A 16,467-nucleotide genomic window follows, 5' to 3' on the forward strand; every position below is an offset into this window, starting at 1 on the left:
TAGGCAGTGGAAACAAAAGATAGATTAATTAAAGGTGGTGGATATCTTGAAAACAAAAGCTAAATATCAAACTTGGATACGAATGTACAAACTACTGATCTTTTTGGTTATTTCACTTATGCTTTTTTTAGTGACATTATTATCTGTTAATTTATATCTACGAATTCTATCGGGGTTTTTAGCATTACCTTTTATTTATATAGCAATTATACTTTCTTATTCTGTTTACCAATTTACAGCATTCGGGGGGGGATTATCAGTCAAAAATACATGATTTAATTGTTTCTAAGGTGAATTGGGATGGAAAGGGAAAAATACTGGACATCGGAACAGGCAGTGGTTCGCTGATTATTAAATTAGCAAAGACTTTTCCTAAATCCTTTTTAACTGGAATCGATTATTGGGGAGGAAATGGGGAATATTCGAAAGCCCAATGCCAACAAAATGCGGAAATAGAGGGGGGCTATAATAGGATTAATTTTATAAAAGCTAGTGCTTCCAAAATTCCTTTTAATGATGAGGAATTTGATGTAATTGTAAGTTGTTTAACATTTCATGAAGTAAAAGACGCAGAAAATAAAATGGAAGTAATTAAGGAAGCATTAAGAGTATTAAAGCCTGGCGGTGAATTTGTCTTCTTAGATTTGTTTATGGATGAAAAAATGTTTGGGGAGAAAAAAGAACTCTTAAACATTTTAAAAGAATATGATGTATCTGAAGTTAATGGCTACAAGCTTGCTGAAGAAATGAAGATACCAAGGATTTTATTGAACAAAAAAGTATTAGGAAATGCAATGATTTTGAGTGGGAAGAAATAAAAATGTATTTAATTTAAATCCTGTATACATCTTTTGTACTAGTAGTCCTAAGTCTAAAAGTATGTACAATTACACCATTTGACTAATGGGTAAACTTTCTAAACTGATATATACTAGTATTGTGTCTTGCATTTTTAGATGCAGTACACAGCCGGTGATTGGCTAGTGGATGTCCTTCCATTTTGCCAGTGCCGGTTTTTTATTGGATAATAGAGAAAATGAAGTTTTTATAAAGAAAGAAGGGGTTGTTTTGAAAGATTTAAATTCTATCTTTATGAGAGAAAAGATTGCTAGTTCTTATCTTTATTTTATTTCTTTTCTTGGTTTGGTTACTATAACTATATCTTTACTTGAAATTAAAATCCCTTCTCATCCAACAATACTCATATTGTTGTTACTATTTATGGGGATTGCAGAGTATTTTCCTGTAAGATTTTGGAGAGGAACTAGCTCGCTTACCTTTCCGATCATTTACACTATGAGTTGGCAGTTTGGAATCCATATAACTATTATTGCTATTGTACTCGTAACACTAATTATTCACCTGTATCGTCGTTCACCGATACAAAGAATGTTATTTAATAGTACTCAGCATGCACTTAGTTTGATCTTGGCCGAATGGTTTTCAAACAAATGTATGTCCTTATTAATTAATAAGATAGTTATGTCAGTTCTATATGAAAATTTAATATCTTTGTTATTATTTAGTGTGTTTTTTTGTTTTTTCAACAATCGTTTTTACGATTTGTTAATGATACTCCTTCCGCAGCCATATTCAATCCATCAGTGGTATAAAAAAACTGTAACGGTATTTCTGTGCGAAACTTTTGGTTTCTCTTATGCGGCATTGATGCACGTATTAATTAGTACATATAGTGTGGAAGTAAACGAGATTACAGTACTGTTTTTCTTTTTTCCACTTGTAGCAACTTCCGTTATTAGTTCTTTTTCTGTACGAATAAGGATGGAGAAGGAACGATTATATGAGTTATTTCTTATTACGACCGAAATTAGTCGAGGATTAACCGGAGGAAACTTGAAACATATTAAACAAGCACTTAAAGGTTTTTTTGGCATACAAGCATATGTAATATGGACAAAAGATGATGGGGACTGGAATATTCTGTTAAAAGATGGGAAAGTCCGCTCTGATATATCTGATGATTCAGAAAAGTTTAGGGGGTTTGAGGAACTTTCTAAAAATCTTGTATTTAATGATTGGAAAATTGGTACGGCTCCTGGAGATGAAATATTTGATAGTGTTATACGCTCACTTGTATATTTTCCTCTTATAGTAAATGATGAATTAGTCGGAATGTTTGTTGCAGGGAAAAGTAGAAATGCAGGTTTCTTTCCGGAGGATGTACAGTCGTTAGCTACATTTTCTAACCAATTAGCTAACGTTGTTAAAACAAGGATATTGATTTCTGAACAGGAAAAAAGAATAATCTTAGAAGAAAGAAATAGAATCGCCCGTGAAATTCACGATGGTATTGCGCAAACATTAGCCGGGGTGATATTCCAACTAGAATCTGCGCAGAAAAAATACCGTGATAAACCAAAAGATATGCAGCAAGTAGTTGAGAAAAGCATAAAAGATTTAAGAGGAAGCCTAGGAGAAGTTCGCTATTCTATTTATGCTTTAAAACCATATCCGACACAACAATTAGGCTTTAAGCAGGCAATAGCAAGTAAAATAAAATCTTTAAAACAGGAATATGAACTAGACATTACCTATCATGAAAGAGGTCATGCACGGGCGCTTAGTTTTTCAAAAGAAAGAGTTATTTTTGATACGTTGCAAGAGAGTTTGCAAAACATTGTAAAACATGCACAAGCAAATAAGGCAGATGTTTTACTCAGTTATCAAAGTGAGCACGTGCTTTTAAGGGTTAAGGATAATGGAGTTGGCTTTTCACTATTTGAGTCTATGGTTAAAACAAAGAATGAGCCACATTATGGTATATTACATATGAATGAACAAGCTGACCAATTAGGAGCTACTTTACAGATTGATAGTTCTGTAGGGAAAGGGACAGAAATTACACTGTTAATTCCAGATTCACAAACAAGGGGTGCGTAAAATGATTAAAATATTAGTAGTAGATGATCATGCTTTTTTACGAGATGCAATTCGGAGCATACTAGAGGACGAATCTGATATGAAAGTCGTTGGAGAAGCTAGCTCTGGGGATGCAGTATTGGGAAAAGTAGAAAAATGTCGACCAGATTGTATTTTGATGGATATTAATCTTCCAGGGAAAAATGGGATTGAAGTTACAGAGTTAGTGAAGAAAAATTATCCGAGTTGCCGAGTACTTGTGTTTACAATGTATGAACATGATGAGTATTTAATGGATGCACTTCAGGCCGGTGCTGATGGTTATTTATTGAAGGATTCCTCATCAGAGCAGGTAGTAGCAGCAATTCGAATGTTATACCGAGGTGATTCAGTTATTCATCCGCGTATGACTAAAAAATTAATTACATATCATCAGCAAAAAATGAAAGTAGAATCAAATGAAAATGAACTGACGGAACGTGAAAAGGAAATTCTCTTTGAACTAGTAAAAGGACTTAGTAATAAAGAAATTGCTGAAGTTTTATATATTAGTGATAAAACAGTTAAAATACACATCAATAAAATTTTTAAAAAACTAAATGTAAAAAGTCGATCGCAAGCGGTGATTTATGCAGTTCGAAATCAATTGGTTCCGCTAGACTAAATAAGAAATCTTTCAAAGAACTATCATATTGCTTTATTCTGTATCACAAAGAATAAAGGACAAGATAGTTCTTTTGTACTATGTAGGCATAGAATTCTTACAGAAAAGATACTCCTTTTGTTTAATTTTCAGAATAATCAAAATGTGAAATAATGAAAATAGAATTACATTTTAACTTTATTAATAATTCATTTTGTGAAAATTTTTTATTGAAAATAAATGATGGGAGGCTCTTATAGAAAGAGTAAAGTGAGTAATTAGCTATATGAGGTATGGGGATGATAGTAGTATTGGAAATCTTTCATGATACAAAAGATTAAGATTGATAGAGTTTCCAATACTAAGTAGGAATGGAAGAATCTATTGGTTTCAAAAAAATATGAATAATGGGGAGATGCAATATGAAACGAGGGAAATTTGGAAAGATTCTTATTGGAACGTTAACAGTTGGAATGTTATTGTCTCAAGGAATTCCATATAACGTATTAGCGGAAGAGGTAAATACATCTACTTTAACCGGAATTGATGATGCAAATGCTATCTTAAAAAGCCTTACAAAGGAACAACGTAATGCCTTAAAAACGTTAGATACAAAACCAGGTTTTGTTATTTCGCCAGGTATCAATACAGCAAGTCCTGATAATGTGAATGTGATTATAGAATTTAAGCAAGCACCTAGCAAAATTGAAGTACTAAAACAAGCGGCTAAAGGGAAAAAGGTAGCTCTTTCAAATGCGGAACAAAAGGTAGAAGCATCACATAAAGGATTTAAAGCAGAGCTTGAACAGCTTCAAAAGAATAAAGAGAAAGGGACAACTGTAAAATCTGCAAAGATAACAAGAGAATATAAAAATGCTTTTAATGGTGTAGCGATTTCTTTACCAGCAAATATGATCGAAGACTTAGTTCGTACCGGTATTGTTAAGCGCGTATGGGAAGATCATGAGGTTAAAATTGATTTGCCGAAAGACACAGCTAAGACTGCTGTTGAACCGAAAATGGCAGATAGTGTACCGCAAATTGGTGTGGACAAGCTGCATGATGAAAAAATAACAGGTAAAGGAATTAAGGTAGGTGTACTGGACACAGGAATTGATTACAACCACCCGGATTTGAAAGATGCATATAAAGGGTATCGTGCAAAACAAGGTGAAGATCCGAGTAAAATAGATCCGAACTCAATAAAAGGATGGGACTTTGTTAATAATGATGCTGATCCAATGGAGACAACGTATAAGGATTGGCAAAATTCTGGAGGATATCCTGAGATTTATGAGGGAAGTGCATATTATACATCCCATGGTACGCATGTAGCTGGGACAATTGCTGCAGACAAACAGAATAGTGTGGATTATGCAGTGAAGGGCATTGCTCCAGATGTAGATTTATATTCATATCGCGTATTAGGTCCATATGGAAGTGGACAAACAAGCGGTATTCTTGCTGCGATTGATAAAGCAGTGAAAGACGATATGGATGTTATTAATTTATCACTAGGAGCATCTATTAATGATCCGTTATATCCTACCTCTGTCGCAGTGAACAATGCGATGTTAGCTGGTGTTGTTACAGTAGTAGCAGCCGGTAATAGTGGTCCGGGAGAAGGTACCATTGGATCACCTAGTGCAGCGGCACTTCCAATTACAGTTGGAGCCAGTGACGCTGCAATGAATATCCCAACGTTTTCCGCCGATGCAGGTGATGTACATGTAGATAAGATGATGCTACTTGGAAAAAGCTTTACTGATAAGATTGAAGATTTGAAAGGACAATCCTTATCGGTTGTATATACAGGGCTTGGGAAATCAGGTGATTTTACAGGGAAAGATGTGAAAGGGAAGTTAGCTCTTATCCAACGCGGTGAGATTACATTTGATGAAAAAATTAAAAATGCTAAGGAAGCAGGTGCAAAGGCAGTAATTGTATATAACAATGTAGATGGGGAAATTACAAGTTATCTTGGGGAAAGTACTTCATCTATTCCTTCGTTCCGCTTAACAAAAGTAGATGGTGAGAAATTACAAGCAAAAGCTGTACAAGGAGATGTGTCGTTAGCGTTTGGGGAACTTAGTAATATAAAAACAGAGGGAGATCACTTAGCTGATTTTAGCTCCCGTGGTCCTGCAACTAAAACAGATGATATTAAGCCAGATATTGTAGCACCAGGTGTGTCTATTTTCTCAACTGTCCCTGAATATATTAATGATCCAAAGGATGGAGAAAATTATCCGGTAGCGTATGGACGTATGTCAGGTACATCTATGGCAACTCCTCATACTGCAGGAGTTGCAGCACTCATTTTACAAGAACATCCAAACTATAGTCCATTTGAAGTAAAAGAAGCACTTATGAATACCGCGGTTGACCTAAAAGAAGAGCGTTCTGTATTTGAAGTGGGCTCAGGACGAATTGATGCATATCGTGCAGTTCATGCGGATACATCTATCGAGGTTGTCGATAAAACATCCAACGTTGTAGATGATGAAGAAGTAGAAATTGAAGAAAAAACAGGTTCTATTGCATTTGGGTATAAAAACCAACTCGAAAATGGACCTATTAAAGATAGCCGAAAAGTCTTAATAAAGAACAGCAGTAAAACAGAGGGGAAAGAGTTTAAATTAGAAGTGGAGTTTTCACCTACAAGTGTAGGTGTGCAAGATGCAGCGAAGAATGGTGTGAAGCTAAACGTAAAAGATTCTATTAAAGTAGCTCCTGGTACATCAGAAGAAATTAGCCCTGAAATTATCATTCCAGATAACGCTGAATTTGGTAGATATGAGGGGTATATTCATATTTCAAATAAAAGCAATGAAAAAGAAGTATATCAAGTACCATTTGCAGTTAAATTCAAAGAAAAAGGGATTGCGTCTGTAGATTTACTGAGAGATGCAATGGCAACAGATGCATCGAAATTCCATCCATTTATGGAGAGACCAAGTTCGCCTTTGACATTTAAAGTAAATAGTCCTCTTGAAACTATTGATGCAGTTGTGAAGGACCGTAAGACAGGGAAGGCATTAGGAGTCGTTGGTACACTTGATGCAAGTAGTCTAACACCGAATGTTGAATATATGATGTTTTCTGGTATGGGAGGGTATGTACTTCCATTTACAGGGGATCCAGCTCATCCAATTGGGGATAAACCTGTTATGTTGCCTGATGGAGATTACGAATTAAACTTCGTTGGATATGATAAGGAAGGAAAATCGTATACAAAAGGCGATAGCATTATCATTGATAATGTTATACCGGAAATGAAATTTAAGGATGTACAACCTGGTATACACGAAGTAAATGATTCTATGTTTAAAGAAGAAGACGGCCAACATGCATTATGGGTGCATGGTAATATTTATGATTCTACAGTAGATGCATTAAAAGCAAAAGGCTTGCAGTATGATCAAAAAGCGAATCAAATTGTATATTATCAAAACTCAGCCTTCCCATCAGGTTGGTTGAATACAATTCAAGCAAATGGTGATTTTAAATTTGGAGTACTTCCAGAGGAAATAAATGAGCCGTTAAATTTAAGATTATTTGGATATGACCTTGCCACTGCGGGGAATATGGCAACTGGATATAAAGATTATGTCTTTGTAAAAGAAGGGACAGAATACGCTGTTCCAAGTTATGACAAAGATAAAATAAAATTAGGTGAAAAAATTACGTTAACTTTGAATCTCAATAATGTAAAACAGCTTATGTCAGGTACATTTGAAATTCCTTATTACAAGCAGCTCTTTAAATTTACAGATGTGAAACCAAATCCAGCACTTACGGAATATGTAAAACAACATGGACTGAACCTTAAATTAGAAGATCCGAAGGTAAGTGAAGAAGGAGCTTGGGAAAACAAGGTAAAAGTTGGCGCGTCATTGGAAGGAAAAGAATTTAAAGGATTAGATGGAGATACACCATTTTTAGATGTTACATTCGAGATGACGAGTGATGAATACTTTAATGATTTAACTGCATTTGGAGTAGATAAGTTCTCTTATACAAAAGTTGGTGCAACAGAAAGCAATGAGATTCCTGTGTTTAAAGATAAATCTTTTGCGATTGTTTCGAAACATTCAACGGTTACAGGATATATTGGTCCGGAAGCTTTCTTGAATGAAGAGGGCTATTTAGGTAAGAAAGACTATACAAAACTAGGAGCAAAAGTGTACGCAGTTGGCAAGGATGGAAAGAAATATACAGGAACGATTGATGATAACGGGCATTTTGAGATTCATAGTGTTCCAGTAAGCGATAAAGAATATGATATTTTCGTAGAAATGCCAGGTCATTTAAATAGTAAATTAACAACAAAAATAGGGAAAATGCAGGATGGAGAATTAGTAGGACAAAACTTTAGAGCTGACATAGATGATAACCCTGCAGGTGATGTAAATGGCGATAAAATGGTTGATATTCAAGATGCTAGAATAGCAGCTTTATCGTATGGAAAAGGAACAGTATCTGTAAAAGATGGAGATATAAATCAAGATGGTGTTGTAGATGAAACAGATATTCGTTTTATCGAGAAAAACTTCTTGAAAAAGGGTCCAGATGCTAAAGAAAATCAGAAACCGAAAGAAAATGTAGGGCCAGTGACATTAGATAAAATCTTACGTTCTATTGGCTTAGAACCAAAAAAATAAGTGGACAAACTTCTAGAGTAAATAATGCAATCAGACAATGAATAGTAAATGAAATGAGATTGGCTAACAAATAACCGGTAATGATATACGGTAACATTACCGGTTATTTTAAAAGTAATAGTCGTTGGGGTACGTGAAGTAACTAGTTTAAAGAGTATTTACTTTCGTTATGGAACAAGGTGGTTGCTTAATGATTATTGTTTGTGGGATGAAAATAAGGATTGTAGTTTGAACTTTAAAAATAGGGGGACTTGTGAAATGAGCATAAAGAAAAAACTTGGTATGGGTGTTATAACTGCAGCGCTGGGCTTATCTTTAATTGGTGGGGGAACATATGCGTATTTTAGTGATAAGGAAGTATCACAAAACACGTTTGCAGCGGGTACTTTAGATTTGAGTGTAAATCCTGAAGTGGTTATCAATGTCGACAATCTGAAACCGGGTGATGAAATGGAGCGTGGTTTTCAATTAGTTAACAAAGGAACCTTAGCAATAGGAGATGTGAAACTCCTGACAGATTACAGTGTAATCGATGCGAAGGGGGATAATGGAAATGCTGATTTTGGTGATCATATCCGTGTGGACTTCTTGTGGAATTTGGATAAAAATGAGGTTCCAATTTGGTCTACTACATTATCTGAATTAAAGGTAGCTACGGAAAATGGAAGTATTCCTGACCTTGTAAAGAAAGGTATTGTAGATCGAGAAGGAAATGGACTTGCTCCTGGTGATGATGATACCTTTTATGTAATGTTCACATTTGTAGATAGTGGTGAAGACCAAAATGTATTTCAGGGAGATGCATTGAAATTAAATTGGACGTTTAATTCCATGCAAGCAAGCGGTGAAGAAAAGTAAGTGTAATGATTTGTATACTGTATGTTTAAGACGTATAGTATTCGATTAAAAGAACGGTACTAAAATTGAAGAGTTTATCGTGAATGGTAAAGCTCCTCATAAATATATAGATTAGAAAACTGATGACGATTTCGCTTTTATAATACATCGTAAAATATATTTTACGATGTATTTTGTTGTAAGTTGAATAGTATAGGAATATTAAATAATTGTTCAGCTTTTGAGATGCCTTGAGGGAATTTAGCGCTTTACGCTAGCTTTGCAGCTTTCCTGGCCCTTTATCCCCAAAAACTAAAGTATTTACTAAAGTCTTTATAAGGAGATAAAAAGCTTTTTAATTCTTGACTAATATCTTCTAGATTCCCATATATATTATCTGCGGCTAAATTAATTTCCTCATTAAAGTTATATAGCTGTTCATCTACATAACTGAATTCCTCACAGCAATTATTATGTATCAAATTAAATATAAATGGTTTTATTTTCAATACATTTTCTTCATTTAGAATAAATTTATCCCATAACAGTCCCAATATTATTTTTATGGGTAATTTTTTATCATACGTTCCTTTTATATTTTTTAATTTAGGTACGATGTCAATCAACTTATCATTACTAGATAGAGAAACTTCTATAATTTCAATTGAAGGACTATCTAATGTTTCGATTGTATGATCAGCCCAATCAATTACTTCAGTTTTTGAAAATAAACCAATTTGTAGCCCTATACTCAGAACTTCAGCTGTTGTTTTTATATTATTCATATATATAATTCCTTATGTTTTTTGATAATTATACATCGCAGTAACCTAAATTTCAAAAAGGGTGTTGCTAGTATGCAGTAACTACAGGGATTTTTAAATTTAGCATCCCTCCACATTGTTACCCAGCCAAAAGATAAAATTCCTCCTAAAACGAAAAAAGATGAACAAAATAATAAAAAAGGTTCATTTCTATTTCTTTTTTAGTTTCTATTCTTTTGTAAAGGAACTTAGTAGATGAAAAGGAGACATTGCACAATTAATTGGGAGATAAGTACAAGTAACTTTGAACAATATTAAGTTCACCATTTTTATGGTGCCCCTTTTTCTATAACGGTAAGTTCAAATTATGTTTCTATTAAATAAAAAATACATCCTTATAGGGATGTATTTTTTATTTAATAATAATGTTATAAATTATTCTACATGAACCGATATACTTTTAGATAATACTTGCATTGAGAAAGGAACTCTAGCTTCAAAAGCTATAGTGTTTGTTGAATTTGATGTGTTTGAGAAGATGTACGAATCTTTGATACGTAATCTAAATGTTTTTTCAAATCCGAATGGACCAGTATAAGAACTGACTTCGTCTAAAGAACTTCCTGCATATCTAATACCATTAACAGTTAAAGCTTCTGAATATGAATCCGGTGTGCCTACTTCACTCACTTTCACATAAAGGTAATCGCCCTTAAGAACAGGAATAGATAAGTAAGAGCTTGCACTATACATTTTGTTATTATCACCTATAGCACTAATGCTTACACTTCGTAGTGGAGAAGAATCCGCTTTTGAAATAGATGGTAAAAATGCTAGTGTTAGTGCAAAACACATAGCTAACATGCTCATGAATTTTTTCATATTAACAACCCCTTAGGTATTTATTTAACATCCTGTATTTTACAGGGTGAAAATGTAAATTTCAATATTGTTATATAAAGAATAAATATGAAATTATGCATATTTATTATAAAGCATACCAAAACGCGGATACATAACTCCCTTGTGGTCACAGTCGGGATACACAAATAACAAAAAGAAAAAGGAGGTTTCTTTCTAAGAGTAGGGGATCTCTTTGTTCTTGGTACCGATAATGATACGTTATACTAACTTGACATGTATAGAGTATACAACCAAAATCAAACAACAAATCATTTCTTTCAAATGGTAAAATAGGGAAAAGGAAGTCCTGTATAATGCCTTTAGAAAACTCTATTTATTATATTGGAGTTGCTATTATATTAATGATCATCGGTGCATTGCTCGGGGGGATTATACGTATAATTCGATATTCTAGCAATCGCAAAAAGCAAGATTCAGTTGAGCAAAAGTTAGATAAAGTTATTCAACTATTAGAAAAACAAAACAAAGATTGACCTTACTCAAAATAGAATTAGTTTGCGATAGCTCCCAATAGCGAAAATCATGTAAATGAGCTGTCCATATGGACGGTTTATTTTATTTTTTCTTAGCGTGAGTTTTCTTCAAAATGCTGAAGGTATCCAATCACTATCAAGCTAACAAAAGCAAATATCAATAAGTCGGTCTTTGTCAAAAAGTAGGTGTTGTAACAGTGGTGCGGTCCCCTCATTAAAAAACAGTTGATTCAGTCACTCCGGGCTGATGAGTACTTTTGTTGATGTTTCTAAACAGCTGGATAACTGGGCTAAAGAAGTTATAGCTATATTTTGGCCGACTCATACACATAAATTTACTAAACCTTTTGCTTGGTACTTACTGTTTTGTTGCACAAAACGAACATCTCTAGCAAGATACTGTAAGGTATATGTAGATAAAAAAATTCGAATTTCGTGAGCAATTAGTTCTAATTCATCATACAGAGAAACAGACATGAAAAAGCCATCCGTTCCTATAATTCTACAGAAATTATTGCCTATTTTTAGATTTGTAGGATGGTTTTAGATGAAAAAATATATGTTTGCAATCTATATGTGACTTAATGTAATATATAGATTGCATTTATGTTAATAATAATTTAATATATAGAATATAGGATTTGGATATGAAGTTAACTTTACAAATGGGGTGTATGTAGTGTTTGTAAGTAAAGTGAAAATTGCAAGGGTTAAAAAAGGCTAGCTCAATTGGAGTTGGCCGATGTTGTAAACGTTACGCGACAAACCACTAGTCTTATTGAAAGTAATAAGTTTACCCCTTTTATTAAAATTTGCATTCATATAGCTAAAACATTAGATAAAAGTTTAGATAAATTATTTTGGGAGGAGCTTTAAAATGGAAAAACTAAAAAAAATGTTTTCACTCAGTACACATTCAGATGAAAGAATTCAACAAATTGAAATGAAAATTTGGGCTCAATCTGGAATTGTTGTCCTATTATTAGCTTTTATAGATGTTATTATAAGGGGAGCATATCTACACCGCCCATTCCTAGAATGGATTGCTTCATTAGCCATTATAACTTGTTATATGATTTTCTTCTTTATTAAATCTATTCTAACTGGTGTTTATGAAACAGATATTAATAATAAAGAGCAATTAAAAGAAAAATTAAAAGAAAAAATGAGTGATACCTTTATTTTGTGTTTTGTAGCAATAGGTGCTACCACATACAAATATAATTTACCTGAAGATTTCGTTGGATGGTTAGCAGTAATAGCAAGATTTATTATACTTTTCGCTTTCCTATTTGGTATACAATATCTTATTACAGTATTAGCATGGAAGAAATCCAATAAAATTTAATAAATATAGAAAAAAAGCTTATCCTTTAGCACTTAATGATAAGCTTTTTTAGTATTTTTTTCATTATTTTTATGTTTTTGTGTACTTACTTCTGTTAGGTTGATGGCAATGTGGTGCTACCCCATCGCCATCAACCTAACAGAAATAGAAAACTAAATTCCAATGAACTTAAGTTCGACTTCTGTCTGCTTCTTGTATTTGAGAGTTGTAAGAAATCTATGTCCGTTAAGCGAGATATCCCACTCCTCTTAGCTGGGAAAATTGCAAGTCCAACTGTTTTCGGATTCCTTAGACCAAGGGTGTTATTGTCAAGTGCACATATGAAAGTATTAGATGAGCAACAGTTACGATACATCTTTCATCATGAATTAGCTCATATCAAACGAAGAGATGTTGGTGTGAATTGGCTTATGCATGGTTTACTGATTCTAAATTGGTTTAACCCAATTCTTTGGTATGCCTACTCATCCATGCGGGAAGATCAGGAACTGGCGTGTGATGCATTTGCTCTTACATATATAGATTCAGAGGAAAAACTTGCATATGGTCATACCATTATTACCCTTTTAGAACACTACTCAAGTTATTATCAAGTACCAAGCTTAGCGAACTTAAGTAGAAATAAAAGAACATTAAAAAGGAGAATTCTTATGATTAAAAAATTAAAAAAGAACTCTTATCGTTGGTCTGCATTTGGAGTTGTTGCTATTATTGCTGTATCATCTGTGTCTTTATTAAATGCACATGCAGATATAGCAACTAAGGCATGATTAGAATTGAACTGTACTTCAAATTAACTTGTACAATATAGCTTTTATCTTTACTGCAAATATCTATCATAATCAACTGAAAGTAAGCCTACTCGGCTTAAATTGGTATTAGATGTTGGGTTTAAATGGATATTAGAATTATCCATTTAAATTACAAATTCCGGTCTCGTTAATAAAATAAATACTATCTCAAATTTCTTAGAAATGGGTTTTGTTTTCGTTCATTCTGAATATATGTGACATCACCATGCCCACTTAAAACCAGAGTTTTTTCAGGGAGACTAAATAGTTTTTGTTGGATTGTTTTCATTAATAGATTGTGATCTGCTCCGCTTATATCCGTTCTGCCAATACCACCTTTAAAAAGTACATCTCCTGAGATAAGAATATTTTCATTTTTGATATAGTAAGATACGCTCCCAGGTGAGTGCCCAGGGGTAAACAATACTTTGAAAGAAAAGGAACCAATATGAATTTCCTCTTCCGTTTCAATTAGATAATCTGCAGGATTTGCCGTTGTTTTCTTTCTACCAGGTAGAGCGGAACGATTTAATTCGGCGTCTGAAAGCCAATCCCGTTCTGCCTGATGAAGATACACGGGGATATCCCACTTTGTTCTTACCTCATCTACTGCCCCAATATGATCAAAATGAGCATGAGTTAAAAGAATAGCTTTGGGAATTAAATCATTTGTTTGTATGTATTGATTAATTTTGTCTGGTTCACCACCAGGATCAAAGATGACGCAAGTTTTGTCGACATTAGATAAAATATATGCATTTGCTTTGATTGGTCCTACAGGGATTCGTATCCATTTCATGCTGTACACTTCCTTTGCGTTAATGTTACTGAAATACTTTTACAATACAATAAGAGCATTCCAATTAGAAATAACATTATTCTAGCTTAAACTACAAGTAACCTTTGATACAATATCCTTGTAAAGGATGAAGGGGAAAGAAAGATGCTACTTTTAGATAGTTTAAGGACCCATCAGGACGAAGTAGATTTGAATCTTTTAACTTTCCAAATCATTATATAAGACAAAAAAATCCGTTATACATTTACTAGTGGGATCATACACAGAATCAGGATTTTTTATTTGGATTTTGTTTGAGCCCGTTAATATGTTCATTTTTAAGCGTTTATTGCATTTAAAATTGAAACTTTATTTGTCGTAAATAATACATAATTTTGTTTTACCGTTTTTATTAAAATACGGTCCGTTGTTCCATATGCAGTTCCAATACGGATTGCACTAGTATCTTCAACACCCGCATAGGTAGCATCTTCAGTAACTTCAATTACATCACGTAATGGAATCGTAATCTTCGCCAATTGCCATGAAATTATTAACTCTTCTTTTGTTTTTTTTACATTAATACCTAGCATTATACCAAGACCTTTCTATAATAGAATGCTACACTTCTAATCTTATTATACAAATTTTTAGATTTTTTTCTATATGTAGGAATAGAATTGTTTTCTGCGTGTTAGCATCTTTAGCGTATCGAACGAAAAGGAGGATATACTGTCTTTTTGTTAAGAAATATGTTAAGAACAAAAGTTCACTTCAAATTAATATGAATTTGATATGGTTGTAGTATTATGAACGAGAAACATTAAGAGTGGCAGGAAGGAAATGAATAATGAGAATTAAATTAGTATGGATTTTTACTTGTATGATTGTGATACTTGGTATCTTTATCGTTTATACCAATCAATCTATTGGTAAAGAACAAAAAACAACAAACTATGAAACCCATGAAAACTCCATAAATAAAGAGAAAAAAGGTACTTCAAATAACATAGCGAGTTCTTTTGCTAGTGTACAAGCTGTAGTTAATAAAGAATCTGGATTGCCTGAAGACTATAAACCGGAAGATTTAGTTGTACCAAATGTACCATTCTCATTCAGTGGAACGCTAGAAAAGAGTTACCTTCGTAAAGAGGCAGCAGAAGCACTAGAAAGGTTATTTGATTTAGCAAAGAAAGAAGGAATCCAGTTGAATGCTGTTTCAGGGTTTCGCTCCTATGATTATCAAAAAAAACTGTATGCAAACAACGTGAAAAGAAAAGGACAAGAGCATACAGATCGCTTCTCGGCAAAGCCTGGACATAGTGAACATCAAACAGGATTAACGATGGATGTTTCTTCTAAAAGTGCAAATAATGAGCTAGAGCTAGTCTTTGCGAATACGAAAGAAGGAAAATGGCTGAAAGAAAATGCACATCGTGCAGGATTTATCATTCGTTACCCAAAAGGTAAAGAGAGTATTACTGGATACGCTTATGAACCGTGGCATATTCGCTATGTAGGGGATATTGCTGAAAGTATATATAAGGAAAAATTGACTTTAGAAGAATATATGAATCTGTGAAAATAGAATTGAAGAATTAAATTGGTTTGCGATAGCAGTAAGGTTGTAAAAGATAGGGTTATGAAATAAGGTATTTCTTAATGCTCTTAAAGGGTATGTCATGGGATTGTAAACGATACTACTATTTTAGAGATGAAAGATGGCGAGTAATATCTTTACAGTAATGTGAGATGTAGGATCTTGCGTCAGGTGCAGAATGATAGGTATTAGGTTAATATATGATGGAATCAGAGAGCAACGTAACAGAATATAAATATTACGTATTAGGTTTTTTACTAAATAATAGGGCATCATTTTAATTAGAATGATGCCCTGTTATTTTTGCATAATCTATTGAATTACTTTTTCAATTTTAGGCATTACAGCAATTGGTGGTAAAGATTTGGTCCATGCAGCAGCATAAACATTTAAATGTTCACCTATAGTGTAATTTTCACCATCTGAAATAGGAACCCTTAAAATCTTATTTTGATTTACTAACTCCCACCAATCATTTTGGTAAGCGAGAGCTTCATCTTTTGTAGATGTTGAAGCAACCACTAAATAATTGTTTTCTACTGAAATGACATATCCAGTAAAAGGATCTTGTTCTTGTTTATGAATAGAATAAATAGGTGCAGTGCTTACAGACGCCTTATTAGAATCTGCAAATGCCGGTGTTAATCCGAAAGTAAATCCACATCCTAATGTTAAAGCTGTTACGGTTGTTACTAATTTTTGTTTTTTTGTAAACATAATACATATCCCCCTTATATTTTATCCCTACACTAGCAATTTTCTAGT

12 protein-coding genes and 4 pseudogenes are annotated in these 16,467 nt (G+C 33.4%); 10 read left to right on the plus strand and 6 right to left on the minus strand.

Translation table 11 applies throughout. The features are described 5' to 3' along the window. The first annotated feature begins 43 nt into the window (after positions 1-43). The 5 genes and pseudogenes from BGI23_RS12075 to BGI23_RS12095 all read left to right on the plus strand — a co-directional run bounded on the left by BGI23_RS12075 (position 44) and on the right by BGI23_RS12095 (position 9,045). A pseudogene (locus BGI23_RS12075) lies at positions 44-818 on the plus strand (class I SAM-dependent methyltransferase). Positions 819-1,068: 250 nt separating this feature from the next. Continuing rightward, positions 1,069-2,901, plus strand: coding sequence for a GAF domain-containing sensor histidine kinase (locus tag BGI23_RS12080; RefSeq protein WP_070807301.1), 1,833 nt, complete (start codon positions 1,069-1,071; stop codon positions 2,899-2,901). A gap of 1 nt (position 2,902) precedes the next feature. Beyond that, positions 2,903-3,544, plus strand: a complete 642-nt coding sequence (locus tag BGI23_RS12085; protein WP_000590665.1) for a response regulator — start codon at positions 2,903-2,905, stop codon at positions 3,542-3,544. Positions 3,545-3,945: 401 nt separating this feature from the next. Next, the gene (locus tag BGI23_RS12090) at positions 3,946-8,187 is read left to right on the plus strand and encodes a S8 family serine peptidase (protein WP_070806047.1); all 4,242 of its coding nucleotides are present in this window, start codon (positions 3,946-3,948) and stop codon (positions 8,185-8,187) included. Between the two features lie 258 nt (positions 8,188-8,445). Beyond that, complete coding sequence (locus BGI23_RS12095) at positions 8,446-9,045, plus strand: CalY family protein (RefSeq protein WP_000023360.1); 600 nt, start codon at positions 8,446-8,448, stop codon at positions 9,043-9,045. A gap of 278 nt (positions 9,046-9,323) precedes the next feature. On the opposite strand, the gene BGI23_RS12100 is transcribed toward BGI23_RS12095, so the two are convergent. Together BGI23_RS12100 and BGI23_RS12105 are read right to left on the minus strand one after the other, a co-directional pair. Further along, entirely contained in the window at positions 9,324-9,809 is a 486-nt protein-coding gene (locus BGI23_RS12100; RefSeq protein ID WP_070806048.1) for a hypothetical protein, read from the minus strand. A 414-nt stretch (positions 9,810-10,223) separates the two neighbouring features. After that, entirely contained in the window at positions 10,224-10,670 is a 447-nt protein-coding gene (locus BGI23_RS12105; protein WP_070806049.1) for a hypothetical protein, read from the minus strand. Positions 10,671-11,005: 335 nt separating this feature from the next. Between BGI23_RS12105 and BGI23_RS12110 the strand changes: the two genes are divergently transcribed. Then, positions 11,006-11,185: a DUF4083 family protein gene (locus tag BGI23_RS12110; RefSeq protein WP_048554421.1), complete on the plus strand. Its 180-nt coding sequence runs from the start codon at positions 11,006-11,008 to the stop codon at positions 11,183-11,185. Positions 11,186-11,422: 237 nt separating this feature from the next. Here the strand turns inward: BGI23_RS12110 and BGI23_RS28680 are convergent. Next, a pseudogene (locus BGI23_RS28680) lies at positions 11,423-11,662 on the minus strand (IS4 family transposase); the annotation flags it as partial. A 202-nt stretch (positions 11,663-11,864) separates the two neighbouring features. On the opposite strand from BGI23_RS28680, the pseudogene BGI23_RS28685 reads away from it, so the two are divergent. The 3 genes and pseudogenes from BGI23_RS28685 to BGI23_RS12125 form a co-directional block, all read left to right on the plus strand. Next, positions 11,865-12,061 (plus strand): annotated as a pseudogene (locus BGI23_RS28685) (helix-turn-helix transcriptional regulator). 1 nt (position 12,062) lies between these two features. Further along, a complete protein-coding gene (locus BGI23_RS12120; protein ID WP_070806050.1) occupies positions 12,063-12,533 on the plus strand; it encodes a DUF6773 family protein in 471 nt (156 codons plus the stop codon). A 197-nt stretch (positions 12,534-12,730) separates the two neighbouring features. After that, positions 12,731-13,288, plus strand: a pseudogene (locus BGI23_RS12125) (M56 family metallopeptidase); the annotation flags it as partial. Between the two features lie 199 nt (positions 13,289-13,487). Here the strand turns inward: BGI23_RS12125 and BGI23_RS12130 are convergent. Beyond that, on the minus strand, positions 13,488-14,123 hold the full coding sequence (locus tag BGI23_RS12130; RefSeq protein ID WP_070806051.1) for an MBL fold metallo-hydrolase: 636 nt from the start codon (positions 14,121-14,123) through the stop codon (positions 13,488-13,490). A 317-nt stretch (positions 14,124-14,440) separates the two neighbouring features. Further along, positions 14,441-14,695, minus strand: a complete 255-nt coding sequence (locus tag BGI23_RS12135) for a SunI/YnzG family protein (RefSeq protein ID WP_000900688.1) — start codon at positions 14,693-14,695, stop codon at positions 14,441-14,443. 257 nt (positions 14,696-14,952) lie between these two features. On the opposite strand from BGI23_RS12135, the gene BGI23_RS12140 reads away from it, so the two are divergent. Beyond that, positions 14,953-15,684: a M15 family metallopeptidase gene (locus BGI23_RS12140; RefSeq protein WP_070806052.1), complete on the plus strand. Its 732-nt coding sequence runs from the start codon at positions 14,953-14,955 to the stop codon at positions 15,682-15,684. A gap of 330 nt (positions 15,685-16,014) precedes the next feature. On the opposite strand, the gene BGI23_RS12145 is transcribed toward BGI23_RS12140, so the two are convergent. After that, the gene (locus tag BGI23_RS12145; protein ID WP_070806053.1) at positions 16,015-16,419 is read right to left on the minus strand and encodes a DUF3221 domain-containing protein; all 405 of its coding nucleotides are present in this window, start codon (positions 16,417-16,419) and stop codon (positions 16,015-16,017) included. Positions 16,420-16,467 lie beyond the last annotated feature (48 nt).

Source organism: Bacillus sp. ABP14 (assembly GCF_001831375.1).
GTDB classification, from domain to species: Bacteria; Bacillota; Bacilli; order Bacillales; family Bacillaceae_G; genus Bacillus_A; species Bacillus_A paranthracis.